22 protein-coding genes and 2 pseudogenes are annotated in these 26,462 nt (G+C 54.3%); 22 read left to right on the top strand and 2 right to left on the bottom strand.

Features of this window, described 5'->3' with window-relative positions:
• The first annotated feature begins 195 nt into the window (after window positions 1-195).
• The 16 genes and pseudogenes from yihA to NT140_04065 all read left to right on the top strand — a co-directional run bounded on the left by yihA (window position 196) and on the right by NT140_04065 (window position 17,104).
• A complete protein-coding gene (yihA, locus tag NT140_04140; GenBank protein ID MCX5831069.1) occupies window positions 196-792 on the top strand; it encodes a ribosome biogenesis GTP-binding protein YihA/YsxC in 597 nt (198 codons plus the stop codon).
• A 100-nt stretch (window positions 793-892) separates the two neighbouring features.
• The gene (locus NT140_04135; GenBank protein MCX5831068.1) at window positions 893-1,273 is read left to right on the top strand and encodes an NADH-quinone oxidoreductase subunit A; all 381 of its coding nucleotides are present in this window, start codon (window positions 893-895) and stop codon (window positions 1,271-1,273) included.
• Entirely contained in the window at window positions 1,228-1,740 is a 513-nt protein-coding gene (locus NT140_04130) for an NADH-quinone oxidoreductase subunit B (GenBank protein MCX5831067.1), read from the top strand. Before NT140_04135 ends, NT140_04130 begins: the two co-directional genes overlap by 46 nt.
• Window positions 1,734-2,147 (top strand): annotated as a pseudogene (locus NT140_04125) (NADH-quinone oxidoreductase subunit C). Before NT140_04130 ends, NT140_04125 begins: the two are co-directional and overlap by 7 nt.
• Window positions 2,148-2,186: 39 nt before the next feature.
• Window positions 2,187-3,308 (top strand): NADH-quinone oxidoreductase subunit D, encoded by a 1,122-nt coding sequence (locus NT140_04120; GenBank protein MCX5831066.1) that lies wholly within the window; start codon window positions 2,187-2,189, stop codon window positions 3,306-3,308.
• A gap of 16 nt (window positions 3,309-3,324) precedes the next feature.
• Window positions 3,325-4,296 carry an NADH-quinone oxidoreductase subunit NuoH gene (gene nuoH / locus NT140_04115; protein MCX5831065.1) on the top strand — a complete coding sequence of 324 codons (972 nt, stop codon included), beginning with the start codon at window positions 3,325-3,327 and terminating at the stop codon, window positions 4,294-4,296.
• On the top strand, window positions 4,293-4,745 hold the full coding sequence (locus NT140_04110) for a 4Fe-4S binding protein (protein MCX5831064.1): 453 nt from the start codon (window positions 4,293-4,295) through the stop codon (window positions 4,743-4,745). Before nuoH ends, NT140_04110 begins: the two co-directional genes overlap by 4 nt.
• A complete protein-coding gene (locus NT140_04105) occupies window positions 4,742-5,248 on the top strand; it encodes an NADH-quinone oxidoreductase subunit J (protein ID MCX5831063.1) in 507 nt (168 codons plus the stop codon). The genes NT140_04110 and NT140_04105 overlap by 4 nt, the downstream gene beginning before the upstream one ends.
• Window positions 5,245-5,568 (top strand): NADH-quinone oxidoreductase subunit NuoK, encoded by a 324-nt coding sequence (gene nuoK / locus NT140_04100; protein MCX5831062.1) that lies wholly within the window; start codon window positions 5,245-5,247, stop codon window positions 5,566-5,568. Before NT140_04105 ends, nuoK begins: the two co-directional genes overlap by 4 nt.
• Before the next feature lie 3 nt (window positions 5,569-5,571).
• Window positions 5,572-7,041 carry a monovalent cation/H+ antiporter subunit D family protein gene (locus tag NT140_04095; protein ID MCX5831061.1) on the top strand — a complete coding sequence of 490 codons (1,470 nt, stop codon included), beginning with the start codon at window positions 5,572-5,574 and terminating at the stop codon, window positions 7,039-7,041.
• Window positions 7,042-7,044: 3 nt separating this feature from the next.
• Window positions 7,045-7,293 (top strand): hypothetical protein, encoded by a 249-nt coding sequence (locus tag NT140_04090; GenBank protein MCX5831060.1) that lies wholly within the window; start codon window positions 7,045-7,047, stop codon window positions 7,291-7,293.
• A complete protein-coding gene (locus NT140_04085; GenBank protein MCX5831059.1) occupies window positions 7,286-9,046 on the top strand; it encodes a Na(+)/H(+) antiporter subunit D in 1,761 nt (586 codons plus the stop codon). Before NT140_04090 ends, NT140_04085 begins: the two co-directional genes overlap by 8 nt.
• A gap of 36 nt (window positions 9,047-9,082) precedes the next feature.
• Entirely contained in the window at window positions 9,083-10,567 is a 1,485-nt protein-coding gene (locus tag NT140_04080; protein MCX5831058.1) for an NADH-quinone oxidoreductase subunit M, read from the top strand.
• Between the two features lie 12 nt (window positions 10,568-10,579).
• Window positions 10,580-11,977 (top strand): NADH-quinone oxidoreductase subunit N, encoded by a 1,398-nt coding sequence (locus NT140_04075; protein MCX5831057.1) that lies wholly within the window; start codon window positions 10,580-10,582, stop codon window positions 11,975-11,977.
• Window positions 11,978-12,176: 199 nt separating this feature from the next.
• Window positions 12,177-13,406 (top strand): exonuclease SbcCD subunit D C-terminal domain-containing protein, encoded by a 1,230-nt coding sequence (locus tag NT140_04070; protein MCX5831056.1) that lies wholly within the window; start codon window positions 12,177-12,179, stop codon window positions 13,404-13,406.
• An 11-nt stretch (window positions 13,407-13,417) separates the two neighbouring features.
• The gene (locus tag NT140_04065) at window positions 13,418-17,104 is read left to right on the top strand and encodes an AAA family ATPase (protein MCX5831055.1); all 3,687 of its coding nucleotides are present in this window, start codon (window positions 13,418-13,420) and stop codon (window positions 17,102-17,104) included.
• Between the two features lie 20 nt (window positions 17,105-17,124).
• Here NT140_04065 and NT140_04060 read toward each other — a convergent pair whose 3' ends face one another.
• Window positions 17,125-19,476, bottom strand: a complete 2,352-nt coding sequence (locus tag NT140_04060) for a hydratase (protein ID MCX5831054.1) — start codon at window positions 19,474-19,476, stop codon at window positions 17,125-17,127.
• Window positions 19,477-19,480: 4 nt separating this feature from the next.
• Window positions 19,481-21,529, bottom strand: a complete 2,049-nt coding sequence (locus NT140_04055) for a molybdopterin-dependent oxidoreductase (protein ID MCX5831053.1) — start codon at window positions 21,527-21,529, stop codon at window positions 19,481-19,483.
• A gap of 375 nt (window positions 21,530-21,904) precedes the next feature.
• On the opposite strand from NT140_04055, the gene NT140_04050 reads away from it, so the two are divergent.
• The 6 genes and pseudogenes from NT140_04050 to NT140_04025 all read left to right on the top strand — a co-directional run bounded on the left by NT140_04050 (window position 21,905) and on the right by NT140_04025 (window position 26,458).
• Window positions 21,905-23,545, top strand: coding sequence for a class I adenylate-forming enzyme family protein (locus NT140_04050; protein ID MCX5831052.1), 1,641 nt, complete (start codon window positions 21,905-21,907; stop codon window positions 23,543-23,545).
• Between the two features lie 68 nt (window positions 23,546-23,613).
• Window positions 23,614-24,258, top strand: coding sequence for an FmdE family protein (locus tag NT140_04045; protein ID MCX5831051.1), 645 nt, complete (start codon window positions 23,614-23,616; stop codon window positions 24,256-24,258).
• Window positions 24,259-24,262: 4 nt separating this feature from the next.
• The gene (locus NT140_04040) at window positions 24,263-24,979 is read left to right on the top strand and encodes a sulfite exporter TauE/SafE family protein (protein ID MCX5831050.1); all 717 of its coding nucleotides are present in this window, start codon (window positions 24,263-24,265) and stop codon (window positions 24,977-24,979) included.
• Window positions 24,980-24,989: 10 nt separating this feature from the next.
• Window positions 24,990-25,529, top strand: a complete 540-nt coding sequence (locus NT140_04035) for a TlpA disulfide reductase family protein (GenBank protein ID MCX5831049.1) — start codon at window positions 24,990-24,992, stop codon at window positions 25,527-25,529.
• Between the two features lie 479 nt (window positions 25,530-26,008).
• Window positions 26,009-26,134: pseudogene (locus NT140_04030) on the top strand (prepilin-type N-terminal cleavage/methylation domain-containing protein).
• Window positions 26,108-26,458 (top strand): GspH/FimT family protein, encoded by a 351-nt coding sequence (locus tag NT140_04025; protein ID MCX5831048.1) that lies wholly within the window; start codon window positions 26,108-26,110, stop codon window positions 26,456-26,458. The pseudogene NT140_04030 and the gene NT140_04025 overlap by 27 nt, the downstream one beginning before the upstream one ends.
• The last annotated feature ends 4 nt before the right edge of the window (window positions 26,459-26,462 follow it).

Below are 26,462 nucleotides of genomic sequence, written 5' to 3'. Positions count from 1 at the left end.
AATTAGCCATCAATATGGCATTAATCATGCGGGGTGGGTTAGGCGGGTTTTTGCCGTAACCCACCAATATTCGGTGCGTTACGCTTCGCCAAAGCACCCTGCATACTCCCCTGACCCCTCTTTGCCAAAGAGGGGAATAGATAATGTCCCCCTTTAGAAAAGGGGGATTAAGGGGGATTTGAGGTGTATTTTCAGGTGAAAATTATTTCTGCAAATTTTGTCAAAAGCGCCGCGGCGCCCCCCCACTATCCCCCGGCGTCTTTGCCGGAGATCGCCTTTGCCGGCAAATCCAACGTGGGTAAGTCCTCTCTGATAAATGTCTTGGTCCGGAGGAAGGGTCTGGCCAAGACGAGCAATTCCCCGGGCTGCACGCAGATGATAAATTTTTTTACCGTAAACAACGAACTTTCCCTAGTTGATTTACCTGGTTACGGCTATGCGAAGGTGCCTCTGACCGTGAAAAACAAATGGGGGCCCATGATAGAGGCTTATTTCAAAGAAAGGTCCGCATTGCGTCTGGTTCTCTTTATCCTTGATATCAGGCGAGATCCAGGTGAAAATGATCTGGCCATGTATCGCTGGCTGGAATTTTACCGGATTCCGTACCTGCTGGTACTCACCAAGATAGACAAGCTCTCGAAACAACAGACCATGCTTAGCCGGCAGGCCATTCTGGCGTTCTTCTCACACCCTTCCGTCCCGGCGGTTCTTTTTTCTGCCCGGACGGGTGCGGGAAAAGAAGAATTATGGCTGGAAATAGAAAAAAGCATTTTTATAGAGAAAAAAGCTTGACAGACAAACATTGTTTGGGTAGATACAATATAGCTTCATTGTGATGAAGTTTTACATTTATTTGAGTTCCGGTTTTTAAGTTCTGGATTGAGTGTCCACCATGAATAACTTAGCAGAATTTGCCCCCGTTGCCATCTTTCTCGTTGTATCTGTACTGTTTACCCTTGTTCCCGTTTTTATTGCCTATATCCTTGCGCCCCGGACGAAGGGGGAAAAGACCCTGAACACCTACGAGTGCGGCATCGAACCCTACGGCAGCGCCTGGATACGCTACAGTCTCAGTTATTATATATATGCCTTGATTTTTATTGCCTTCGATGTTGATGTGCTCTACCTTTTTCCCGTGGCCCTAAGCTATGCCAGAGGGGAAAGAGTGTATGAGTTTTACGCTTTGTTGTCTTTTGTCCTCATCCTCGCCCTGGCCATTATTTATGCCTGGGGGAAAGGAGTGTTCACCTGGAAAAGGAAGCTCTCCCGGTAAAATTTGCCGTCGTAGAAAAAGTGCTGAACCTGGCCCGGGCCAATTCCATCTGGCCCCTGACCTTCGGTTTGGCCTGTTGCGCCATCGAGATGATGTCCTCCGCCATGTCCCGCTTTGACCTGGACCGGTTCGGGGCGGGCGTTTTCCGGGCGTCGCCCCGACAAGCTGATTTGATGATCGTTACGGGCACTGTTACCAAGAAGATGGCGCCCGTGCTGATGACCCTTTACGACCAGATGCCTTCCCCCAAATGGGTCATTGCCATGGGGAACTGCGCCATATCAGGCGGACCGTTTGTCTTTGAAGGGCAATATAATGTTATTGAAGGGGTTGACCTCCTCGTTCCGGTAGATGTCTATGTGCCGGGATGTCCACCCCGGCCCGAAGGCCTGCTGGAAGGTTTTTTAAGGTTAGAGGAAAAGATCACAGGGACCAGAAGATTCCCGGGACCGGATAAGCGATGGTAGAAAAAATCAAGGCGGAGCTGACCGCCACTTATAAAGATTTGGAGATCAAAGAGGCACCCTATAGGGAGAAGGGTTACCATCTTTCTTTCGCCGTTGCCTCCTCGGACCTGCTTTCTGTCGCCGGTTTTTTTGATGCCCGGGGCTTCTATTTACCCACCATCGTTTGTGTGGACTATATCGAGTATCTGGAACTGGTGTACTTCTTCAGCGGTCATCAATCACTCTGCCGGGTCAAGGTGACAGTCAAGTTAGATCCCCGCCAACCGCTGGCGCCCACCATCTCCAATGTTTTTGACAGTGCGGCCTGGTATGAAAGGGAAATCCACGAGTTTTACGGTGTTTACTTTGACGGTCATCCCAACTTGACGTATTTATTCCTCCACGACGGGATTGACACCTACCCCCTGCGCAAGGAGCGGACGCCCGTTTCCGAGGCCGATCGGGTATTGCTCGCTTCTTTTAAGCCCGAGGAAGAAGACGGCAAATTTTTCGTCAACCTCGGGCCGCAGCATCCCAGCACCCACGGTGTTTTGCGGGTTGTGCTGGAAATGGATGGCGAATACATTGAAAGAGCGGAGCCCGTGCTGGGCTATCTCCATCGCATGCACGAAAAGATGGCGGAAAACAGGAGCTACCTCCAGTTTCTTCCCAACACCGGACGCATGGATTATCTGGGCGCGATGTCCTTCAACCTGGGATATGTAACCGCCGTGGAGAGGCTCTGCGGCATCCCCGTGCCGCCCCGTGCCGAATGCGTGCGGGTCATGGCCACGGAGCTGAACCGCCTCTCCAGCCACCTGTTATGGGTGGGCGCCTATCTGGCCGATCTGGGGGCTCTCACGCCCTTCCTGTATGTATTCGATGATCGGGAACAGATAAACGACATCCTGGAGGGGATTACTGGTTCCCGGCTTACCTATTGCTACTTCCGTTTCGGCGGGCTCTATAACGACGTGGATGATGACTTTATCACCGGAACCAGGGCCTTTCTTGCCAGGATGCGGAGCCGTTTCAGCATGTATGACAAGCTGATAACCAATAACGTCATTTTCATCAACCGCACCAGAGGTGTCGGTGTCATTACACCCGAAAGAGCCAGAAAATACGGCGTCTCCGGGCCGGTGCTGCGCGGAACCGGGATACCCATGGACATGAGAAAAGCGGAACCCTACTCCATCTATGGGGAATTGGATTTTGACATTCCCACGGGAACGCGCGGCGATGCCCTGGACATATATCATGTCCGTATCCGGGAGATGGAAAACAGCGTGAAAATTATCGAGCAGGCCCTGAACAGGCTGCCGGAAGGTCCTTTTATGGCGGAGAAGGTCCCCAAAAAACTAAAACCGCCGCCGGGGGATATTTATCACGTGGTCGAGACGCCGCGCGGTGAACTGGGTATTTATATCGTCAGTGATGAAAGCGATCGTCCTTACCGGATGAAGTGGCGGGTACCCTCGCTTTCCAATATGATTATTTTTCCGGAATTGGCTAAGGGAAACATGCTGGCCGATGCCGTGGCTATTCTGGGCAGCCTCGATCTGGTCATACCCGAAATGGATCGTTGATACTGGTGCTAAGGTAATGGAATTCATATTTAATATAATCGGCAGGGAAGCAGCCATGATGATTTTCGGCCTCGTCGGCGTGCTGGCTTTCGTCGTTGTAAACGCCCTGATCTTGACCTGGGCGGAACGAAAAGTGGCCGGCCACATGCAGTTGCGCATTGGCCCCAAGGAGGTTGGCCCCTACGGACTCATCCAGCCGCTCGCCGATGCCCTGAAGCTTTTGGGGAAGGAAATCCTGACGCCGCGCAATGTGGAACGACCCCTTTACTTCCTGGCGCCCATCATTGTTTTTATTCCCGTGCTAGTATCTTTTGTGGTCATTCCCTTCGATGCGGCGCTGCAGGTCAAGGACATCAACGTAGGCATCCTGGTCATCCTGGCCTTTTCCTCCCTTTCCGTGCTTTCCATTCTCTTTGCCGGTTGGGGTTCGAACAACAAGTATGCCCTGATCGGTGCGATCCGCAGCATTGCCCAGAACATCGCCTATGAGATACCGCTTTTGCTTTCGCTTTTGCCCATCGTCATGATGACGAATTCCCTCTCCCTGAAGACCATCGTGGAGGCGCAGGGTAATATCTGGTTTGTCTGCTATCAGCCGCTCGCTTTTTTGATTTATTTTACGGCCGCCGTCGCCGAAACGAACCGGACTCCCTTTGACCTGCCGGAGGCGGAAAGTGAACTCGTGGCCGGCTACCATACCGAATATTCCGGCATGCGGTTTGCGCTATTTTTCCTGGCCGAATATACGAATATCTTTATCGTGAGCGCCGTGGCCACGACCTTCTTCCTGGGGGGCTACCAGGGGCCGTTCCTGCCGGGGATTCTGTGGTTCCTGATCAAGTCTTATGCCCTGGTATTCGTCATCATGTGGCTCAGGTGGACCTATCCGCGCGTCCGGTTTGACCAGTTGCTGAACTTTTCCTGGAAGGTGCTGATACCGCTGACATTTATCAATCTGCTCATTACGGGAGGACTTTTGAAGCTATGATGTCCTCAGTGAACACATTCTTCAAGGGCGCCGGTTCGTTGCTCACGGGCTTGGGGGTTACCATCAAGTGCTTCTTCCAGCCAGTGGTTACCTCCCAGTACCCGCGCCAGTTATTGAAGATAAGTCCCCGTTTCCGCGGCCATACCAAGCTTCTCGCCTCTACGGAAAGCCCGGATAAAAATGGCTGCATCGCCTGCGGTATCTGTGCCCGGAACTGCCCTTCCGGCTCCATCAAGAGCGTCGAAGGCGAGAAAAGGGAAGGGGAAAAGAAGAAGACCGCCACCACTTATCTGCTGGACTACACCACGTGCAGCCAGTGCGGCATCTGCGTGGAGAGCTGCCCCTCCGATTGCCTGGCTTTTTCGGCCGATTTCAATCTGGTGGGCGTCAAGCGCGAAGATTTTCATTTCGATCTGGTCCAGGAATTTGAAAAGAGGAAGCAGGTATGATGAATCTTTCGGAAATCATATTCCTTCTTGTTATTCTGGCGACTATGGCCGGCGGGGCGACCGCCGTTTTATCGGGCTCCATCATCTATGCCATGGTGGGATTGGTTACGGCCATGCTGGGCGTCGCGGGACTCTACATATACCTGAACAGCCCATTTCTGGCCATGATGCAGATGCTTATTTATGTGGGGGCCATCACCGTGCTGATTGCCTTTGCCATTATGTTAGCCGGGCCGCTTTACCGCCGACCGCAGGAATGGACGACGCTCGGGAAATTTGGGGCGGCTCTGGCGACGGCCCTGATTACACTGGTGATCTTCGTGAGGTTCGTTAAAGTTACCTTTCCCCAGCTCGGCGCGCCGAGCTTCAATCAGGGCGCCAGAGAGATTGGTCAGATATTTTTTAATGACCTGCTGCTGCCCTTTGAACTTATATCACTTCTGGTCGTGGTGGGTATTCTGGGAGCCATCATGCTGTCCCTTTTCTCCAGGGGGAAGAGATGAGAGCCTTGCTGCATAATTATTTGTATGTCTATCTATTTATTTCTCTTTTCCTGCTTTTCTGCGGGATTGTCGGGGTAATTTACCGGCGCACGCTGATCGGGATGTTCGTGTCCATGGAATTGATCATGAATGGCGCGGGGCTGAATCTGGTCGCCATCAACAGGTTTCTTTGTCCCGAGAATGCTTACGGATTATCCTTTACGCTTGTCATTATGGGCATTGCGGCGGCGGAAGCGGCGGTGGCGCTCTCCATCATTATCCTCATATACCGGAAATACCAGCATATTGAGGGAGAAAATCTGCAGGAGATGAAGGACTGACCTATGGTTATGGAAAGCGCACAACCCCTTTTACCGATCGCCATTGTTCTGGCCGTCTCCATCCTGATCCTGGCTTCCGACAAGCGCCCGAATCTGCGGGAATTCTGGTCTATCGGCGGCGCGGTGCTGACCTTTATTTCCGTGCTGTGCATGGTTCCCGCCATCTGGAGCGGGCAGACGATCGTCTATACACTTTCCGCCATTGCTCCCGGCATCAACCTGAACTTCCGGGTGGACGCCCTTTCGCTGATCTTCGGTATCGTGTCTTCGTTTCTGTGGATCTTTGCCTCCGTTTACAATATCGGCTACATGAGGAGCCTCAACGAGCATGCCCAGACGCGCTACTATATGTGCTTTGCCATCGCCATTCTGGGGGCGCAGGGTGTTTCCTATTCGGGCGGTCTTTTTTCGCTCTATCTTTTTTATGAGGTTATTACCCTTTTTACCTATCCCCTGGTCGCCCACCATCAGGATGCGGAGGGGTATGCCGGGGCCAAGAAATACCTTGTCTATCTCATGGGAACTTCCAAGGGTTTTCTTCTGCCGGCCCTGATTCTGACGTATGTCATGACGGGGACGCTTGATTTTGCCGACAATATCCGCACCGGCATTTTCCCGGCGACGGCCAATCACCTGTGGATCACCGTCACCTATATCCTCTTTATCGCCGGCTTTGCCAAAGCCGCGATCATGCCTTTTCACAACTGGCTGCCCTCGGCCATGGTGGCGCCCACGCCGGTCAGCGCGTTGCTGCATGCCGTGGCAGTTGTCAAGGCCGGTGTCTTCTGCATCTCCCGGGTCATGCTTTCCACCTTCGGAACGGACCTGTTGCAGAGTTTCGGGCTCGGCATCCTCACCGCCTATTTCGTCTCCTTCACGATCCTGGCGGCCTCCATTATCGCCCTGACTAAGGACGACCTGAAGGCCCGGCTCGCCTATTCCACCGTGAGTCAGCTTTCCTACATCGTCCTCGGGGTGGCGCTTTTGGATAATAGTGGCGTGCTGGGCGGGATCCTCCATATCGTCAACCACGGCTTCAGCAAGATTACCCTGTTCTTCTGCGCAGGCGCTATCTATGTGGCGCACCATAAGAAGAAGATCAGCGATATGGCAGGGATTGGTTATGCCATGCCCTTTACCATGGGGGCCTTTGCCTTGGCCTCGCTCAGTATGATCGGCGCGCCGCCCGTCGCCGGATTTGTCACCAAATGGTACCTGTTGCAAGGTTCCCTGAAAATAAGCAATATGCCGCTTGTGGTAGTGCTGATGACCAGCACGATTCTGAATGCCGCTTATTTTGTGCCCATCACCATCCGCGCGTTTTTCGAAGGCCGGAAAGACCGCTGGAGCAGAAAGGATATTAAGGAGGCGCCGCTGACCATGGTCATACCTTTGGTGCTGGCGGCCCTTATTTCGGTGGGGTTGGGCGTATTTCCGGGCTTTTTTGTCGGTCTGATCGGGAGGCTGTTTTAAACCATGAATATTGTTCATACGATAGAGTATATCAAAAAGAATGCCGCCGGGCTGAAAACGGTATTTTTTATCGGCCTCGTCCTGCTGGTGGTTTTGGACATTTTTATCCCCCGGGAAAATTCCCATTATTTTGTGGACAAGATTTATGCCTTCTGGACTTTTTTTGCCTTGGTGGGCTGCTTTCTGCTCATTAAGGTAAGCAAGGGCATCGCGCATCTGTTTCTGGCCAAAGACGAGGATTATTATGGATAGGTGGGTGCATCCGGCGCTGTTTTTTTTCCTGGGCAGTCTGCTTTTACCCCTCTTCCGGGGGAAGGCGAAGAAGGGATTTATCCTGCTTATCCCGATTCTCGCGATTATTTCCGTCGCCCTGACCCAGTACGGAAATTACGGGGAATACCGCTTTCTCAATATCCTCTGTCTCTTCGGGCGGGTGGACCGGCTCAGCATGGTGTTTGCCTGGGTCTTTGTCATTATGTCTTTCCTGGGCGCCCTCTATGCCCTGAAAAGGGAAGAAGACGGCCATCATATCGCCGGTTTCTGCTACGTTGGCGGCGCTCTCGGATCGGTCTTTGCGGGTGATTACCTGACCCTGTTCATCTTCTGGGAGATCATGGCCTTTTCGTCCGTATTTCTCATCTGGTATCGCAAAGACCAAAAGTCCCTTGAGGCCGGTTTCCGTTATCTGTTGTTCCATATCTTCGGTGGGCTTTTGCTCTTCAGTGGCCTGCTGCTGAATTATTACCAGACCGGGAGCATGGCCTTTAACGGCATCCTGCCCGTAAACGCCTCCTGGCCGCAATACCTTATTCTGGCCGGCTTTGCGCTGAACGCGGCGGTGCTGCCGCTGCACGCCTGGCTGCCCGATGCCTACCCCGAGGCCACTATCGAAGGAGCCGTCTTTTTATGCGCCTTCACCACGAAAACGGCGGTTTACGTCTTGGCCAGGGGCTTTGCGGGCTTCGAGATCCTTGCCATACTGGGCACGGCGATGACGGTCTTTGGGGTTTGTTATGCGGTGATTGAAAACGACATCCGCCGCGTGCTGGCCTATCACATTATCAGCCAGGTCGGCTACATGGTGGCCGGGGTGGGAATCGGCTCGCATCTGGCGCTCAATGGCGCCACCGCCCATGCTTTTGCCCATATCCTTTACAAGGCCCTGCTCTTTATGGGCGCCGGAGCGGTGCTTTACGCAACCGGCACGGCCAAGCTCAACCGCCTGGGAGGCCTCTACAAATACATGCCTTTAACGATGATTTTTTACGTGGTCGGCGCCATTTCCATTTCCGGATTTCCGCTTTTCAGCGGTTTTGTCAGTAAATCCATGATTGTAGCGGCGGCCCACGAAAAAGGCCAGCTCTGGCTCATGTGTCTTATGAACCTGGCCGGGATTGGTACCTTCCTCTCCGTGGGTTTGAAGGTCACCTACTTTGCCTTCTTCGGCAAGGAGTCGGAGCCGAACCTCGCCGCCGCTAAGGAGCCACCCCGAAACATGCTGTGGGCGATGGGGTTGACGGCCCTGGCCTGTTTCATTATCGGCGTCTATCCCGATTGCCTGTATGTGCTCTTGCCGTTCCCGGTAGAATACCATCCCTATAATATTCACCATCTGTCGGAAATGCTGCAGATACTTGCCTTTACGGGGCTCGTCTTCTGGCTGATGCTGAAAAAACTTACCCCCGAGGCAAAGCTGAATCTCGATGTTGATTATTTCTACCGCAAGGGTTCGTTATTATTCATGAAACTCGACGAAAAGGTCATTTGCCCAATAGATGCATTCTGGGGCGAACTGTACCGCACCCTGGGTCTCACGGCGTTATTTAAAAATGCCGAGCTTTCCTACGGTTTCGACCGGAAGGTAATTGACGGCATTGTGGACGGCACGGCTCATTCCGTTATGGGTTTTGGCGCCGTCGCCAAAAAGCTCCAGACAGGCCGGATACAGAGTTACGTCGGCCTGTCGCTCTTTTTGTTTTTTGCGATTCTTTGGTTTGTTTTGTAACTTGCGCGTATATGAAGGTTTAAAGGAATAACAAACATGCCGTCATATTTTACTATAAATCCCCTGGGATTTCCCATCCTTTCCATTGTCATCTTTATGCCCCTGGTGGGGGCGCTCGTTATCCTGTTCATGAGGAATGAAGCGCTGATCAAGATGTTGGCCTTGACGGCGACGCTGGCAACCCTGGTCATATCGCTCGTACTTTTGGGCAACTTTAATCTCCAGACCCCTCTTTTCCAGTTTGGCGAATATCGGCCCTGGATACCATCTTATAGTATAGCGTATGCGCTGGGGGTGGACGGGATTACGATTATGCTGATTGTGCTAACCGCCCTGATTGCGCCCATCTGTGTACTATGTTCCTGGAAAGCCATTGAAAAGCGGGTCAAGGAGTTCATGATCTGTATCCTGCTCATGGAAACGGCCATGATCGGCGTCTTCTGTTCCTTGGACTTCATCCTTTTCTACATCTTCTGGGAGGCCATGCTCATCCCCATGTACCTGCTCATTGCGATTTGGGGAGGGCCGCAGAAAGATTACGCCTCGATCAAGTTTTTCATCTACACCCTCTTCGGCAGCGTGTTCCTCCTGGTGGCGATTATCGCCCTTGCTATCACGAACGGCACGTTCAGTATTCCCGAGGCGATGTTCAGGGGCTACAGCTTCCAATTTCAGATCTGGGTCTTTATGGCTTTTGCCATTGCCTTTGCCATCAAGGTACCCATGTTCCCGTTCCATACCTGGTTGCCGGCCGCCCACACGGAAGCGCCGACGGCGGGCAGCGTCTTTCTGGCGAGCATCCTTTTGAAGATGGGCACCTATGGCTTCCTGAGGTTTTGTCTGCCCATAGCGCCGCAGGCCAGCGCTTACTTTGCCCCGTTCATGATTGCTCTTTCCGTGATCGGTATTATCTATGGAGGTTTTGTTTGCCTGAGCCAGACGGACATGAAGAAGCTGATCGCTTATTCCAGCGTGGCGCACATGGGCTTTGTCACGCTGGGCATCTTTACCTTCACGCTCTATGGTCTGGCCGGGGCGATGCTCCAGATGTTGAACCACGGCATTACCACGGGCGGCCTCTTTCTCATGGTCGGGATTGTTTACGAACGTACCCACAGCCGCCAGATATACGACAACGCCGGTCTCGGCAAGATTGCGCCTCTCTATGTAACATTCTTCGGTCTTTTTGCCCTTTCATCCTTTGCTTTCCCCGGGACGAACAGTTTTGTGGGCGAGCTCTATGTCCTGATCGGTGCCTTTTTCCAGCATAAGCTGGCCGGTTTCGGCGCCGTTATCGGGGCCGTCCTGGCGGCTGCCTACATGTTGAGGCTGCTGAAACAGATCGTCTGGGGCCGGGAAGACAAGCGCGACATCAAAGATATGAATGTAAGAGAAATCATTTATCTGGCGCCGCTGGGTGTGTTCGTCTTCTGGGTGGGGCTTTTCCCGCGGCCCTTCGTCAGCGTTATGCAAGCCACTCTGACGAACTTGCAGATGCAACTAACAAATTTATCCCATTAAGGGGTTGACGGTATGATGCTTTTTCCCGAGCTTTTCATGTTGATGTTTTCAGTATTTTTCCTTCTCCTTTCGTTATGTGAGAAAAAGGCATCCATTTTTCCCCTGGCACGGCTGCTGGCCCTGATCGGTCTGGTCGTAACCTTTCTCAGTGCGGGCGCCAGCGGAGAGTTTTTCTCCGGCGCCTACCGGGTGGATTTATTTTCCCAGGTATTCAAGTGTCTGCTGGTTACGGGCCTCTGCCTCGTCGTTTTCATGCTGGAAAAAAATGACGACATAGAAGATGATTTTCTACCTGAATTCTTCATGTTTCTGGGATTTTCCACCCTGGGCCTGCTGATGCTGGTAAGTTCGGTGGAGCTCATTTCCATCGTTATCAGTCTGGAGATTTCGTCATTCAGCCTCTACGTCATTGTTCCTTTACGGAAAGCCCACTCGCGGCTCCATCTCGAGGCGGCCGTGAAATACCTTTTCTTCGGCGCGATTGCTACCGGCATCATGCTCTACGGCATGGGCTATATTTACGGCTTGGCCCACTCCACTTATCTGTCCGACATCATGGCCAGATTACCCCAATTTCTTACCCAGCCCATGGGAATCCTGGCCTTGGCCTTGACCTTGATTGCTTTCTTCTTCAAGCTTTCACTGTTCCCGTTGCATTTCTGGGCGCCCGATATCTATGAAGGCGCCTCCAACGTGACCACCGCCTTTATTGCGACCGTGCCCAAGATCGCGGCCACGGCTCTACTGATCAGGCTTACCATGCTGGCCTCCAACGTTCCTTCCGAATTGGCCCTGTTCCTGCTGCTGCTGGCGGCATTTTCCATGACGCTGGGCAATCTCGTCGGTCTGGTCCAGAAGGACATAAAGCGCTTGCTGGCCTATTCGGGTATTGCCCACGCCGGCTACCTGATGATGGGCATTATCCCGCTGAGCGCGGATGGCGGCGCGGCGGCCATCTATTATATGACGGTCTATCTTTTCATGAATCTGGCCTGTTTCTACGTGATTATCCTTCTTTCCCGCAACGGGAGCAATGTTTCCGTAGGAGATTTGACCGGCCTGGCCAAGAGATCACCCCTGCTGGCCTTTACCTTGGCGGTGGCGGCCTTCTCGCTCGCCGGCATCCCGCCCAGCGGCGGCTTTACGGGCAAACTTTTCCTTTTCGTCAGCGCCTTCCGGGCCGGCTATCTTAGCATCGTCCTCGTCGGCGCCGTCAATGCGGTAATCTCCATGTTTTATTACCTGAACCTGGTACGGATGAGTTATTCCCGCGACGCGGAGGAAGGGCAGGGCGCCATAGAGCTGGTTTTTCATCAAAAGGCGCTTTGTTATGTATTTAATGTCCTCATCCTCTATCTGGGGTTGATGCCATTCGGCATTATGGATCTCTTCTGGCGCGCCATTTCATGAAAAGATTGAAAAGGGAATAATCCCGAAAAAAATGGTGCAGAGATATGTGCCCTCCAGTTATGCTATCTCCCCTAGGAAAGACCAGAACATCAAGAAGACCGCTGTCATAAGGATTGTCATAGAGTCCATGAGCGGGAAGGAAAACGCCTTTCTCCGGCGCACACAGTAATTAATAATCCCTCTCCAGAAATGGGATGACATGAAGATTCTCCACACCTCCGACTGGCATCTTGGCCGCGCCCTGTATGGTCGCAAGCGATACGAAGAATTCGAAGCCTTTCTGAGCTGGCTGGCGGCGCTCATCGAGCGTGAAGACATCACGGTGCTGCTTGTGGCGGGGGATGTGTTTGACAACAGCACGCCCAGCAACCATGCCCAGGAACTGTATTACCGGTTCCTTTACCGCTTGGCGGCCTCGCCAAACCGCCACGTGGTGGTTACGGCAGGGAATCATGATTCGGCCTCTTTTTTGAACGCCCCCCGGGAACTCCTGAAATTTATCAACATCCATGTTGTGGGATGTGCGTCCGAATCTCCTGAAAATGAAGTGATCATGATTGCCGGGCCGGATGACGAACCACGGCTGATCGTCTGCGCCATCCCCTACCTCCGGGACCGTGACATCCGTACCGCCGAAGTGGGGGAGAGTGTCGAGGACAAGGAGCGGAAGATAATAGAGGGAATCAGAACTCATTACCGGCTGGTGTACGACGCGGCCCAAGGGAAACTTGCCGGTCTGAAACAGCCTGTGCCCATCGTTGCTATGGGACATCTGTTCACCGAAGGCGGCCAGACCGCCGACGGCGACGGGGTGCGTGAGTTGTATATCGGCTCCCTTCTGCACGTTGGAACGGATGTATTCCCTGATTGTATTGACTACCTTGCCTTGGGGCATCTCCATATTGCTCAGACGGTGGGCGGTTCGGATTTCATCCGCTATTCCGGTTCGCCTCTGCCGATCGGCTTTGGGGAAGCTGCGCAGGAAAAAAGCGTGATTATCGTTGATTTCTCGGTCCCGGCGCCCAGAGTTGCCAATATTCCCGTGCCCTGTTTCCAGGAGTTGAAAACCTTGCGGGGAAATTGGACAATTATTGCCCGGGACATTGACAGGCTGAAGTCCCGAGGAAGCAGTGCCTGGCTGGAGATCATCTATGAAGGAGACGAGATTGCTGGCGATTTGAGCACGCGCCTGGATGAGGCCGTTGCAGGGAGCGGCCTTTCGATTCTGCGCGTCAAGAACAACCGGGCGCTGGAACACGCCATGAGCAGCATGGATACAGATGAAACACTCGATGACCTCGACCCGGCAGACGTGTTCCAGCGCTGCCTCGCAGCGCATGAAATCCCCGATGATCAGCGCCCGGCGCTGTTGAGCGCCTATAGTGAAATAATCGTATCCCTGAACGAAGCGGACGCAATGGCTGAATAGGAGAAGGCGGAATGAGGATCCTCGGCGTTCGATTCAAGAACCTGAATTCACTTGTAGGCGAATGGCAGGTTGATTTTACCCACCCGGCCTACGCATCGGACGGCATCTTTGCCATCACCGGCCCCACGGGAGCGGGCAAAACGACCGTCATGGATGCCGTCTGCCTCGCGCTTTACGGCAGCACGCCCCGCCTGGACAAGGTCACGAAAAGCAGCAATGAAATCATGTCGCGCCAGACAGGGGAATGCTTCGCCGAGGTGACCTTCGAGACCGGTAAGGGCCGGTACCGTTGCCACTGGAGTCAGCACCGCGCCCGAAAAAGGCAAGAAGGCGAGTTGCAGCAGGCCAGGCATGAAATAGCAGACGCCGATTCCGATAGGGTTCTGGAATCAAAAATCAACCAGGTTGGTGAATTCATCGAGAAGGTTACAGGCATGAACTTCGAGCGCTTTACCCGTTCGATGCTGCTTGCTCAGGGGGGCTTCGCGGTCTTTCTCCAGTCTTCTCCCAACGATCGGGCGCCCATTCTGGAGCAGATTACCGGTACCGACATCTACAGCCGGATCTCCATGAAAGTTCACGAGCGTCGCACCGGAGAGAACAGCAGGCTGGAGATATTGCAGGCCGAACTGCAAGGCATTCAGTTACTTGGTGAAGATGAAGAACGGGATTTGCGGGCCAGTTTAACAAAAAAACAGCAACAGGAAATGGAACTTGCCGGGAAAGTTAAGGAAATGGGCAAGGCCCTGGCCTGGCTTGCGGGTATGGTTGCCTTGGAGAAAGAACTGGGTGAACTGGCTAAGCAGCAGCAGGATTTTGAGCAGCGCTGTCAGGCCTTTGCGCCGGAATCTCAAAGGCTGGAAAAATCCCGCAAGGCCCTCGGTCTGGATGGCGATTACAGGGGGGTAACGGCTTTACGGGATTTGCAGACAAGTGAGATCAGGGAACTACAGAGCGCCGTTGCAACTTTGCCTGAAAAGGAGAAGGCCGGTGCAGAGGCGCTTGCCGTAAGACAAACCACAGAGGCCCTGCTGAGTAAAGTGCGAGCCGGGCAGATGTCGGAAGGAGAGGTCATCAAAAAGGTGCGTGACCTCGATGCCCGGTTGGGTGAGCAGAAGAAGCAGCTCGCAGAGAAGGACAAGGCGATTGGGGAGATCGAGGAACAGGGAGAAGGCTACCGAAGCTCTGTCACAAGCGGTGAACAGGAACAAAAGAAGGCTCATGCCGCTCTGGAAGCTATCCGTGCATACCAGGCCGAGCACGCCGTTGATGCCGCGTTGATGACCAACCTCAGCGTCATCGAGAGGGAATTTGCCTTGCTTCGTGATACAGAGGCAAGGCGTGTAAAGGCGATGAAAACGCTTTCCACTGCGGCCGAGAAAAAAGAATCCACCCATGCCGAGTGCGCCAAAAGAGAGGCCGATCATGAAAAAATTCGTCAGTCATTTGAAAAGAATCAGCATGATTCGAATGACCTGACGGACGCCATCAAATTGATCCTGCAGGGACGCGACATCAGCCAGTGGCGTAACGAGACGGATACGCTCAAGGAGCGCGAACGTCTTCTGGTTCAGACAGGCGAAACTTATGAGCGGATGGACCGGACAGCCACGGCCCTGAACGGCCTGAAAACGAGACGGGAAGCATTAAACACCGGTAGCAGCAGGATCTTGGGAGAGATCAAATCCGGCGCCGATCAAAAAACTCTTCTGGAAAAGGAGATGGTCTCACGGGAAACGCAGGTATCGCTCCTGAGCCGTATCCGCGACCTCGAGGAAGAAAGAAAACGCCTGGAGGATGGCCAACCCTGCCCGTTGTGCGGCGCGGCGGAGCATCCCTATGCCAGGGGGAATGTTCCCGTCTTGAGCGAGGCGGAGGCGGAGCTTAAGAAAACAAAGGCTGAATTTAAAAAGACGTCGGATCGTCTCAACAAGCTGGAAGCCGACCGGGTACGGACCGCAGCCGAAATCCGGCATACTGAAAAAGAGCAGGCAGAAAAGCGGGCGGCGCTGGATGCTGACGAAAAACAGTGCGCCGACGCCCAATTGAGATTGGGCATAGCATGGGGGACAGATTTTAAATCTGCCTCCGCACGTGCCGGAAAGGTTCGTGAAGAGATTAGCGGCGTTCAGGCAAAAATTGCCGCAACAACAGCTATCGTCACGCTGGCCGAAAAGAAGGGTAAACAGGAAAAGGCGATGCAGACAGCCCTGGAAAAAACAAGAAAGACCTTTGACAATGCCGGGAAGGCTTTACAGGAGGCCAGACACAACCTGGCGACGGCCGGTCGCGATTATGAGCGGCTGGGAAAAGATAGCGACGCGCTGGCGGAGGAGACTGAAAAGGCCCGCGCCGCTGTCCTGGCGGATGTTGAACTTTTCGGGATCAGCCAAATTCAGTTGGAAAGCCTCGACCCCCTCTTGAAAGACCTGACCGGGCGCAAAGATATCTGGTTAGCAAAAGAGGCTGAAAAAACCAATCGGGATAAACAGAGCGATGAACTGAAAGCCGCGCTTGAGAAGCATCAGGCCCTGCTGGGCAGTCTGGAGAAGGATCTGGCGGCAAGGTGCAAAGAGCGTGACGGGCTAAAAGGGGAGTATGAATCCCTGAGCGGTTCCCGACAGGAGCTTTTCGGAGAGAAGAACGCCGACGGGGAGGAGAGGCGGCTGGCGGAAGAGGTGGACAAGGCCGGCAATGCCTTGGAAAAGGCCCGCGAAGACTATGGGCAAGTTGAAAAAGAAATCAGCGCCTTGAAGGAGAAGATCGCTTCCGGGCAAGTAAAAACGGATCTGCGGGCCAAGGAACTGGCGCAGGCGGAACAGCAATGGAGGGAGCGGACCAAAGGGGCTGGATTTGCCGATGAGGCCGACTACCTGTCATTACGCTTGGGTGAAGAAGAGCGGGAGTTGCTCACTGAAAAGGAACAAGCCCTCCTCAAGGAAAAAACGGAACTTGACGCCCGCCGTCAGGACAGGTCGCAGTCCCTTGCCGGGGAGCGGGAGAGAAACTTGACGGATCAATCCGCTGAGACGCTGAAGGAAAACATCGGCAGGGGTGACGCCGCTCTGAAAGAACTCGGACTGGATATTGGCGGCATCATCAAGGGCTTGTCCGACAATGAAAGGCAAAGGAAAAACCAGGAGGAGCGCCTGAAGAACATCGCCGTCCAGAAAAAAGAATGCCTTCGCTGGGATAACCTGCATCAACTCATCGGTTCTGCCGACGGCAAGAAGTTCCGGAATTTTGCCCAGGGGCTGACCTTTGAGATGATGACCGCGCATGCCAACCGGCAGCTCCGGAAGATGACGGATCGCTATCTCCTCATCCGTGACGCCGTGCAGCCCTTGGAACTGAATGTAATTGACAATTATCAGGCCGGGGAGATCCGTTCCACGAAGAATCTCTCGGGCGGCGAGAGTTTTATCGTGAGTCTCGCCCTGGCCCTCGGCCTGTCTCAGATGGCCAGCCGGAATGTCCGGGTTGACTCCCTCTTTCTCGATGAAGGATTCGGCACCCTCGATGAAGACTCCCTGGAAACGGCACTTGAGACCCTGGCGGGACTACGTCAGGACGGCAAGTTGATCGGCGTCATCTCTCACGTCGCGGCGCTGAAGGAACGTATCGGCGCCCAGATACAGGTCATTCCCGAGGCAGGCGGCCGCAGCAGCCTGAGCGGCCCCGGCTGCCGGAGGATTTGATATGTTCGATGACCAGCGTTTTATGACCAGTCAGGAAAGAGTTTATAAAAATTGATCAGACTGCCGGCCAGCAGGATTTCCCGATCCACCTGGGGCAGTTTCTTGAGCTCCAGGGCCAGCGGGATGATCCGGCCGTCCTCCTTCAGAATCAGCGCTGCGATAATTTCCGCCCCGTCCTGAACCGCCTTGCGCAGAGATGGAAAAAACACCGCATCCTGGACCGCCAGCTTTTCTGCGCCGTTCTCCGCCGTGGTGAACGGCAGCATCCCCCAGTTGATAAGGTTGCTCCGGTACCTCTTGGTGGCGTACGCGTTGGCGATATTGACCCAGCCTCCCAAAACCTTCTGACAGGAGGCCGCCTGCTCCCGCGCCGAACCGTCCCCCGGTTTCCGCATGAAGACGAGGCTGCCGAGGCCAGTTGTCCGGAGGAACTCCTTGGAGGAGATTCCGGGGGCGAATGCGGTTGCCCAGGGTTTGACGGCCGTAAGCAACCGGGCATCCGTCTTGCCGTCTTTCAGGAAAGAGAGCCTCATTTTCTCCAACGCGTGGGCTTCACCGGCGCGCCTCACATACTGCGGATCCTTCCGGGAGAGCGTGAAGGAGGCCAGCTTCAGCGGGTTGGACCGGTAGGAGGAGGTCTCCCCCGACGGGATCAGCTCGTCCGTCGTGGTTACCGGATCCGTAATCACGGCGGCGACGATCAGGCAGAGTTGATCCGGCAGGGCGGACATGGCGGGCCAATCCACGATATTTGGCCCAAAGCGCAGGGGGATATCAGGTTTCGCTTTGCCGTAGCCCTGATAGACCCGGTTTTCGTAAACGCCTGCCAAAAAATGGTAGCGCGTGCGGCGGGGATGAAAGGAGATTTCATCGGCGCCGGTCAGAAAGCCCCGGTTCAGCGCGGTTGCCGCGATGGAGCGGGCGTCCATCAATGCGACGGAGGCGATTTGGCCATCCTGGGGGCTGGATCCCTCGCGGTTCGGGAAGTTGCGCGTCGTGTGACGAATGCTGAGACCCTGGTTCGGCGGCACATCCCCCGCGCCGAAACAGGGGCCGCAGAAGGCCGTCCGCATGGTGGCCCCGCTTTCCAGAAGGGAGGTCAGCATCCCTTTGCGCGTCAGCTCGATCAGGATCGGCTGACTCGCCGGATAAAAGCTCAGGGAGAATTCCTCATTACCGATGGAATGGCCCTGCAAGAGGGCCGCGGCGTAAACGATGTTTTCGAAGGTTCCTCCCGCGCAGCCGGCTATAACCCCCTGATCCACCTTGAGTTTTCCTGCGACGACCTTGTCGGTGAGACAATATTTCAGATCCCGGTTTTCGAGCTGTTTCAGCGCCTGCTTTTCAGTTTCCCGCAGGATGTCCGTCAGGTCCGTCTTCAGCTCCCGGATGGCGAAGGCATTGCTCGGGTGAAACGGGAGGGCGATCATCGGCTCCATCCGGGAGAGGTCCACCCAGATTAGTCCGTCGTAATAGGCCACGCCCCCCGGATCGAGTTTCCGGTACTCTTCTTCCCGGCCATGCGTGCGGTAGTAGTCCGCCACTTTTTCATCGGTGCGCCAGATCGTGGAAAGGCAGGTCGTCTCCGTGGTCATAACGTCTATGCCGTTACGGAAGTCAACGGAAAGATTCCCGATCCCCGGGCCGACGAATTCCATGACCCTGTTCTGCACGAAGCCGTTCCTGAAGACGGCCCGGATAATTGCGAGCGCCACATCCTGTGGTCCCACGCCGTCACGGGGCTTACCTTCCAGAAAGACGGCGACCACCTCCGGCCAGACCGTGTCGTAGGTCCGGCCGATAACCTGTTTCACGAGCTCCGGACCGCCCTCGCCGATCCCCATGGCGCCCAGCGCGCCGTAGCGGGTGTGGCTGTCCGAACCCATGATCATCTTGCCACAGCCGGCCATCCGTTCCCGCACGTACTGGTGGATAACCGCCTGGTGGGCCGGGACATAGATCCCGCCGTACTTCTGCGCCGCCGAGAGGCCGAAGAGGTGATCATCCTCGTTGATGGTGCCGCCGACCGCACAGAGGCTGTTGTGGCAATTGGTCAGCGCGTAGGGAACGGGGAAGTTCTTCAACCCGCTGGCTCGCGCCGTCTGAACAATGCCGACATAGGTAATGTCGTGGGAAGCCAGGGCGTCGAAACGGATTCTCAGACCTTTGCCCTCCGTTCCCTGCTGATGCGCGGCGAGGATGCCGAAGGCCATCGTGGCCCTCCGGGCCTCTTTTTTCCTGAGCATCCGTTCCGTCCCCCGAAAGGAAGGGATTATTCTCTGCACATCCGCCGGCGTTATTCCTTCTGAATAATGGACGGTCTCCTTGCCGTTCACAAGCAGTATGCCCTGGTTCTTATGCAATTCGATCATCATTCTATGCGATCTTGATGGCACACAGGAGCGATTTCATGTCGGGGTAACCCATAATGGGCTCCCGGCACTCCGTGTCCGTAAGCAGATTGGCGTTGGCCTCCCCGGGCCACCCGTGGGGTATGAGGACCACGCCTTCCGCCACCCGTTCCTCAACCTTGGCTTTCATGCGGACCACGCCCTTGTTTGTTTCAATCGTGATGTTATCCCCGTCGCTGATCCCGAAGCGCCGGGCTGTTTGCGGGCCTATTTCCGCCAGCGGTTGAGGGTTTTCCTCTTGCAGGGATTTTACCTTCCTGAATTGTCCGTGCGTATAGTAGCGATTTCTATTCCCCGTGGAAAGAATGAGGGGATACTTTTCCAATAATTCAGGGGTACTTAAAGGACTGCGGTGCGGCTCCAGGTAGGTGGGCAGGGGATCAAAACCCACGTTTGCCAGGGCATCGCTGTAGATCTCAATATGTTTGGTCGGGGTTGAGAAAGACGTCTCTTTCATCCCGTAGGCCTTCTGCTGATAAAAGGCGCCTTCCGGTTTTTCCTGCAGAAGTTGGTTGAAGGTAATTCCCGATGGTCCCAACTCAAAGGTGACCAGCTCTTCCTCCGACTGCCAGGGGAATTGATCTCCCATCCCCAGCTTTTTTGCCAGTTCGGTGTATAATTTCCATTCCGACCAGCACTCATGAAGCGGTTCGATGGCCTTTTTCCTCAACATGAGATAGGGCAGACAGTGGCAGACATTATAGGTATAAGCCACCCCCCATTTCTCGAGGTGGGAACAGGCCGGAAGGACATAATGGGCCAGTGCTGCCGTCTCCGTCAGGAAGAGATCGTGGACGACCAGGAGCTCCAGCCTCTTGAACGCATCCTTGAAGGCATTCGAATCGGCCATCGAGATTGCGGGATCTCCACCGATTACCATGAAGGCCTTGATCTTGTCCGGTACACTTTCTGGAACGCAGGTCACGATACCGTAGGGGCTCTTTCTGCCCCATACTTCATAGAAGAGCGGATATTGGTCGGCCCCCAGGGGTTCTCCGGTCACGCTCAAACCCACATTGCCCAAGGCCAGGCGCGGGCTGACCACCCAGCCCCCCGGGATATTGATATTCCCCGTGATGATCTGGAGAATGGAGAACGCGCGGCTGTTCTGCGTGCCATTTGCCGTTTGGTCCTGGGTGTTTGTTCCCTGATATATGCCCGCTCCTCGGGTCTTGGCAAAAAGGCGGGCCAGTTTGCGGATATCTGCGGCGGCGACCCAGGTGATCTTCTCCGCCCACTCGGGCGTATATTTTTGTATGTGCGGAACAAGCTTGTCAAATCCGATCGTGTACTTCTCGATGAAATCACGATCGTAAAGATTCTCGTTGATAATGACGTTTATCATGGCAAGCGCCATGGCGCCATCGGTGCCCGGCCTGATCCGGAGATACATGTCGGCGCGATCGGCCAGGGGAATCTTCTTGGGATCAATAACGACCAGCTTGGCCCCCTTTTTCAAATTCTCCTCGAGGGCGAGCTGTAAAGGAAAGTCCGACTCATCGGGGTTGTGACCCCAGAGGATGTAGAGATTGGAATCAAGTTCCTCCGTGGGATACTTGCCGAAGGTAATCTGCCGGGTGCGGATTCTCATGCGATAGCAGATGCTCTCTACGGAAAAAAAGTTCGGCGAACCGAAGGCAGCTTTAAACCTCTGGGTCAGACCGGCCATCTCGAGATTTTCCACGCCGATCGAGCCGCTGAAGACGCCCAGCACCGAGGGGCCGAATTCCTTTTTCAACTGCAAGAGCTTCCCTGCTATCTCGTCGAGGGCCTGATCCCAGCTCACCCGCTCCCAATTTCCATTGACCTTTTTTAGCGGATATTTCAGCCGGTGCGGGGCATAGATGTGTTCGAGGGCTGCTTCTCCTTTCGGGCACAGTTTCCCTTTGTTCAAGGGGTGCGATTTCAGTCCCTCGATCTTTACGGCTTTACCGTCTTCCACCGTGACGACTGTCCCGCAACTGTGGTAACAGAGCGTACAGTCGGTAAATATCTCCTTCACGTCTTTCGCCATTTTTCTCGTGGACCTCCTTGGTAAGTTAGTAATTGTTTCCCTGCGGGAAACAATTACGTTAACGCATTAGTAAGTTAGTAATTGTTTCCCTGCGGGAAACAATTACGTTAACGCACTTATCCCGCTTGGCGGGGTTACAATTGTTCGTCACACAACTTTCGCTGAATGTCCCCCCTCAGCGCCTTAGGGTCGTGTTTAACTGCTAAGAGCTGATTTTTCCATTGCGACTCTAAGAAAAAGCGGCTTGTGTGTCAAGAGAAATTGCCACTGGCACTGTTATTGTGGATTAAATTCCGGGCTATTGACGAGGTCACTCTCTGATGCTATATGTAACTCAAGAAGAAAAATGAAATAATAGTGAAATGACGAGTAGCCATGGATGCTTCTAAAGTTCAAGAGTTATACGGTCGCTTGAGCGGTTACACTGTCTGGCAAATCATAGCGGAAAGCTCGCAACGCCTGCCGCATAAACTTGCCCTTGTCCAGGGTGGGCGGCGCCTCACCTACGCGGAACTGGCCCAAGACGTGGAGGCGCTCTCCACCGCGCTGACCGAGGCGGGGCTGAATAAGGGCGACCACGTTGCGATGTACATGAAAAACTCCATCGAATTCGTGGAGCTTTTCTACGCGCTCCAGAGGCTGGGAGTAGTTGTGGCCTGGCTAAACGCCAGCTACCGGGAATCGGAGGCGCGCTTTATTATACAAAATTCCGGCGCGCGTGCGGTGTTCATCTTTGAAAAGTGGCAGGGCTTCGACTACCTGGAGGCGATTTCCACCCTCAAACCGGAACTGCCAAAACTTGAGCTGGTGGTGGTCGCGGGTATGGAAGCCAAAGCCGGTGCTGGTCTGGAGGGGATAAGAAGATTCGAGGAGCTGACTCCTGTTGGAGCAACGGTGCCTCCCCCCGCACTAGAGCCCCACGACCTCTCGATGCTCATCTACACCTCGGGCACCACCGGAAAACCGAAGGGAGCAATGCTCAGCCAATCCCAGGTGGTCCGCGCCGGTTTTTCCTACTCCCTGGGAACCGATGCAACCGAGGATGACATATTCCTGGCCTTTCTGCCCATGGCCCACTCCTATGGCTGTGGTGCGCTGCTCGTACAGCCGCTGCTCCTGGGCGCGACGCTGGTACTCATGGAGGCGTTCAACCCCAGGGAAGCCTTCCGCCTGATCCAGGAGGAAAAGGTTACGATCCAACTGGCAGCCCCGGCCCACTACATAATGGAGCTAAACGATCCCCAGAGGGGTGAATACGACCTCTCCTCGGTACGGGCGGGCCTCATCGCCGGGCAGATCGCGCCGGAAGGCCTGATTTCCCGCGTACAAGAGGAGATGGGGATCTACATCTCCTCTTTCCTGGGCGCCTCCGAGGTCGGCCCCGGACTCTCGATCATTCTGCCCTACGGCACCGACATGGCCACCAGGGAGCGTTATATCGGCTACCCGATCTATGGCACCCGGATAAGAATTATCGCCCCGGAGACGGGGGAGGACCGCCGGAGCGGAGAGCCAGGCGAACTACTCTTGTCCGGCTGGCACGTGATGAGCGGCTACTGGGACAACCCCGCGGAGACCGCCAATCAGTTGAAAAATGGCTGGCTTTACACGGGAGACCTGGTGGTGCGCGAGGGAAATGGCCCCGTCCAGATCCTTGGGCGTATGAAGGAGTGCATCAACCGCGGCGGTTTCAAGGTTATACCTTCCGAGTTGGAGGGGCTGGTCGTCAGGCATCCCTGCGTCGCCGAAGCTTGCGTCGTGGGCACCCCCAACCCGGTTCTCGGCGAATCAATCTGCGTCTGTGTAAAAACAAACGCAGGAGCTCCCCAACTGACGCTGGCGGACCTGAGGGCCTTCCTGGACGGGAAGATCGCCCCCTACAAGCTTCCGGACGAGCTATTGGTGCTCCCGGACTTCCCGCGCTTGGGCGGCGGCCTCAAAATCAACCGCTTCGGCGCCGGAGGCGTGATTGAGCTGGCCAAGACTTCAACCGCAAAGGAAATCTACCGCCGCTAAACATGCCAATAATGATAATTGTTGTGTAAACAAAGTTTTCTCGATGGATGAAAAGGGGGGTGGGTAACTTGGATGATAAAACGATAGCGCTGCCTGACGACCTCAGGCGCTGTATTGAATTTCATGGACATCTCTGTCCTGGCCTGGTTTATGGTTATCTGGTGGCCAGAGAGGCGGTCCGGCTGCTGGCTCTTGGCCGTTCCGAGGATGAGGAGGTGGTGGCCTTTCCGGAAAACGACTCCTGCGCCGTGGATGCCCTCCAGGTTATGCTGGGGACGACGGCTGGCAAAGGGAATCTGATCTTTCGGGATTACGGGAAAAATGCTTATACTGTTTTAAAACGGAAAGCGCGCCGGGCGTTTCGCTTTTCCCGCAAGACCGAGTATGGTTATGGCGGGGAAGATGGGGCCGAGTTTGAGCTGCTCGGGAAAAAGATTGCAGCCAAAACTGCCACTCCGGAGGAAAATACCCGGTACCGGCAGATGAAAGCCCATGATCTTTTAAACAAGGATTTTTCCGCCGTCTTTGCCACGGAAGAAATACCGCCGCCGGAACAGCCTTATGCGCCGCTGGCGCCTTCGGCGGCCTGTGCCCGGTGCGGAGAAATGACCATGGCCACCCGCTTGGTGGAGGCTGGGTCGCAAGTTTTTTACTGCCTCCCCTGCGCGGGGAAAAAGGACGCCCCGTCGGTCCCCCCGGCCACTGATAACTGATATAATGATGGAAAATTTGCTCCCGAGCTTCTCCTTATATATTGCCGAGGCCTCCTGGCTGGCTTTTCCGGCGGTTTATGTGGGCGGCCTCCTGATTAGTTTCACGCCTTGCGTCTATCCCGTGGCGCCGATCACCATCGGCTTTATCGGCGCGCACAGCGCCGGCTCCCGGTGGAAGGGCTTCAGGCTCTCTCTGATCTATGTGCTGGGCATGGCTGTCACCTACACTTTGCTGGGCGGCATTGCTGCCCTCTCGGGCAAGATATTCGTGCAGATCCAAACAAATCCCTGGACCTATTTTTTGCTGGCCAACGTCTGCATCCTGATTGGATTGTTCCAGTTGGGCGCCTTATCATTGCCCTGGCAGACGCCGCGGTGTTTGGCTAACATGCAACGCCGGGGAAAAACAACCGACGTCCTGGGAAGTTTTCTGGTCGGCGTCATGTCCGGGCTCGTGGTTGGTCCCTGTACGGCGCCCGTGCTGGCGATACTGCTGTCCTACGTTGCCTCGCGCCAGAATATGATTTTGGGTATGAGCCTGCTGTTTGTTTTTTCCCTGGGGATGGGGACTTTGCTCATCTTAATGGGTACTTTCGCCGGGCTGCTTTCTTCTTTGCCCCGGTCGGGGCCGTGGATGGAAAGAATCAGTCGTCTGGCGGGATGGATATTGCTGGCGATGGGCGAGTATCTACTGATCAATGCCGGGATGCTGTGGTTTTGAAGGAGATGTGATGACGAAAAAATGGGAAAACACTCTCTGGGGGGTGTTGAGTTTGCTGTTCATCTCCTTGGCTGCCTGCGAGGACTTGCAGAAAGAGCGGAATGAAGTAAAGAATAATCGTGGAATGGGAACGGCCGGTGAGGCAATTATAGACCGGGCGCCGGATTTTACCTTGAAGGATTTACAGGGTCGCACCTTCAAGTTGAGTGAGAACCGGGGGAAGCCCGTGCTGCTGATGTTTGGCGCTACCTGGTGCCCCTACTGTGTGCAGGAAATTCCGCGTTTGAAGGATATTTTCGCCAAGTACGCCCCCCAGGGCGTTGCAATCGTCAATATTGACATCCAGGAATCACGGGCCAAGGTGGCGCGCTTCGCGGACAAGCACAAGCTTCCGTACCGGGTGCTGCTCGATGAAACGGCGGCAGTGGCCAGCAACTACGATGTCCAGGGCGTGCCCAACTTCACTCTAATAGACAAGGAAGGGCTGGTTGCCTGCCGGCAATGCCCATCCGTGGAACCGCTGCTGGATAAGATGTTAAAGAAAAGCTAATCAAAGCAAATCGGGGGACATCATACTGGTTTCTATAATAACTGGTGTGGTGTCCCCGTATTTTTTCCCATCTTTATCCGATAGGCAAGATAAATTACTATGTGAAGAAAATCACACGGAAAGTGTGAAGCAGTTCACGCGAACCCAAAGTTATCTATTGACAATAGGCCTGCCTTGCTCTTATCATACTGCGAGAAGCGGAGTTCTTTAAAAAAGAGTCGGGCAAAATGGATTTCCCCGATCGAACCTGCGGAGATGAATGGTGATAAGATGGCGAAAATAACAAGGGCAACGGGAAAATTACCGGGTTTTCGCCAGAAAAAGAGCCGGATTTTTTCAATTCTTTCTTATTTATGCTGCCAAGACCGGTGCGATACATTGAATCAATTATTAATTACTGTTTTTTTGTTGTAAAAGAAATTGACCGTGTTTGTGGCATGCACTTTGCATCTCTCATGCGTGGAGATTACTCAATGAAAATTACCTCGCATAAAGGTTTTACCCTCATAGAACTTATGACCGTTATTGCGATCATAGGAATATTGGCGGCCATCGCAACGCCGAACTTTAATACCTATATGGCCCAGAGGCGATTGAATGGTGCGGCAAGAGTGCTATACGGTGATCTGGCCGCCACACGTACGCAGGCGATCACTCTGAACAAATGGGTTGCCTTGAAAATAGGCAATAATCATCAGTACGCCATGTTTCACGACGATAATAAAAATGGGACCGCAGATACAGGAGAATTGATCACGACGAGAGATATCCATCCCACTTACTACGACGTTGCCTTTTCGACGTCTGCGGGAACGATTATCACCTTCTATAGCAACGGGACGGGAAGCACAGGAACCCTTTCTCTTACAGGATCAACGGGATCGAAAAGCATTACGATGAGCAGCAATGGTCGAATCAGGATGAATTAAAGCT

The sequence above is a fragment of the Deltaproteobacteria bacterium genome, from assembly GCA_026388415.1.
GTDB lineage: Bacteria > Desulfobacterota > Syntrophia > Syntrophales > JACQWR01 > JAPLJV01.
The sequence above is the reverse complement of the archived record's forward strand: the minus strand, read 5'-3'. Positions and strand labels throughout refer to the sequence as shown.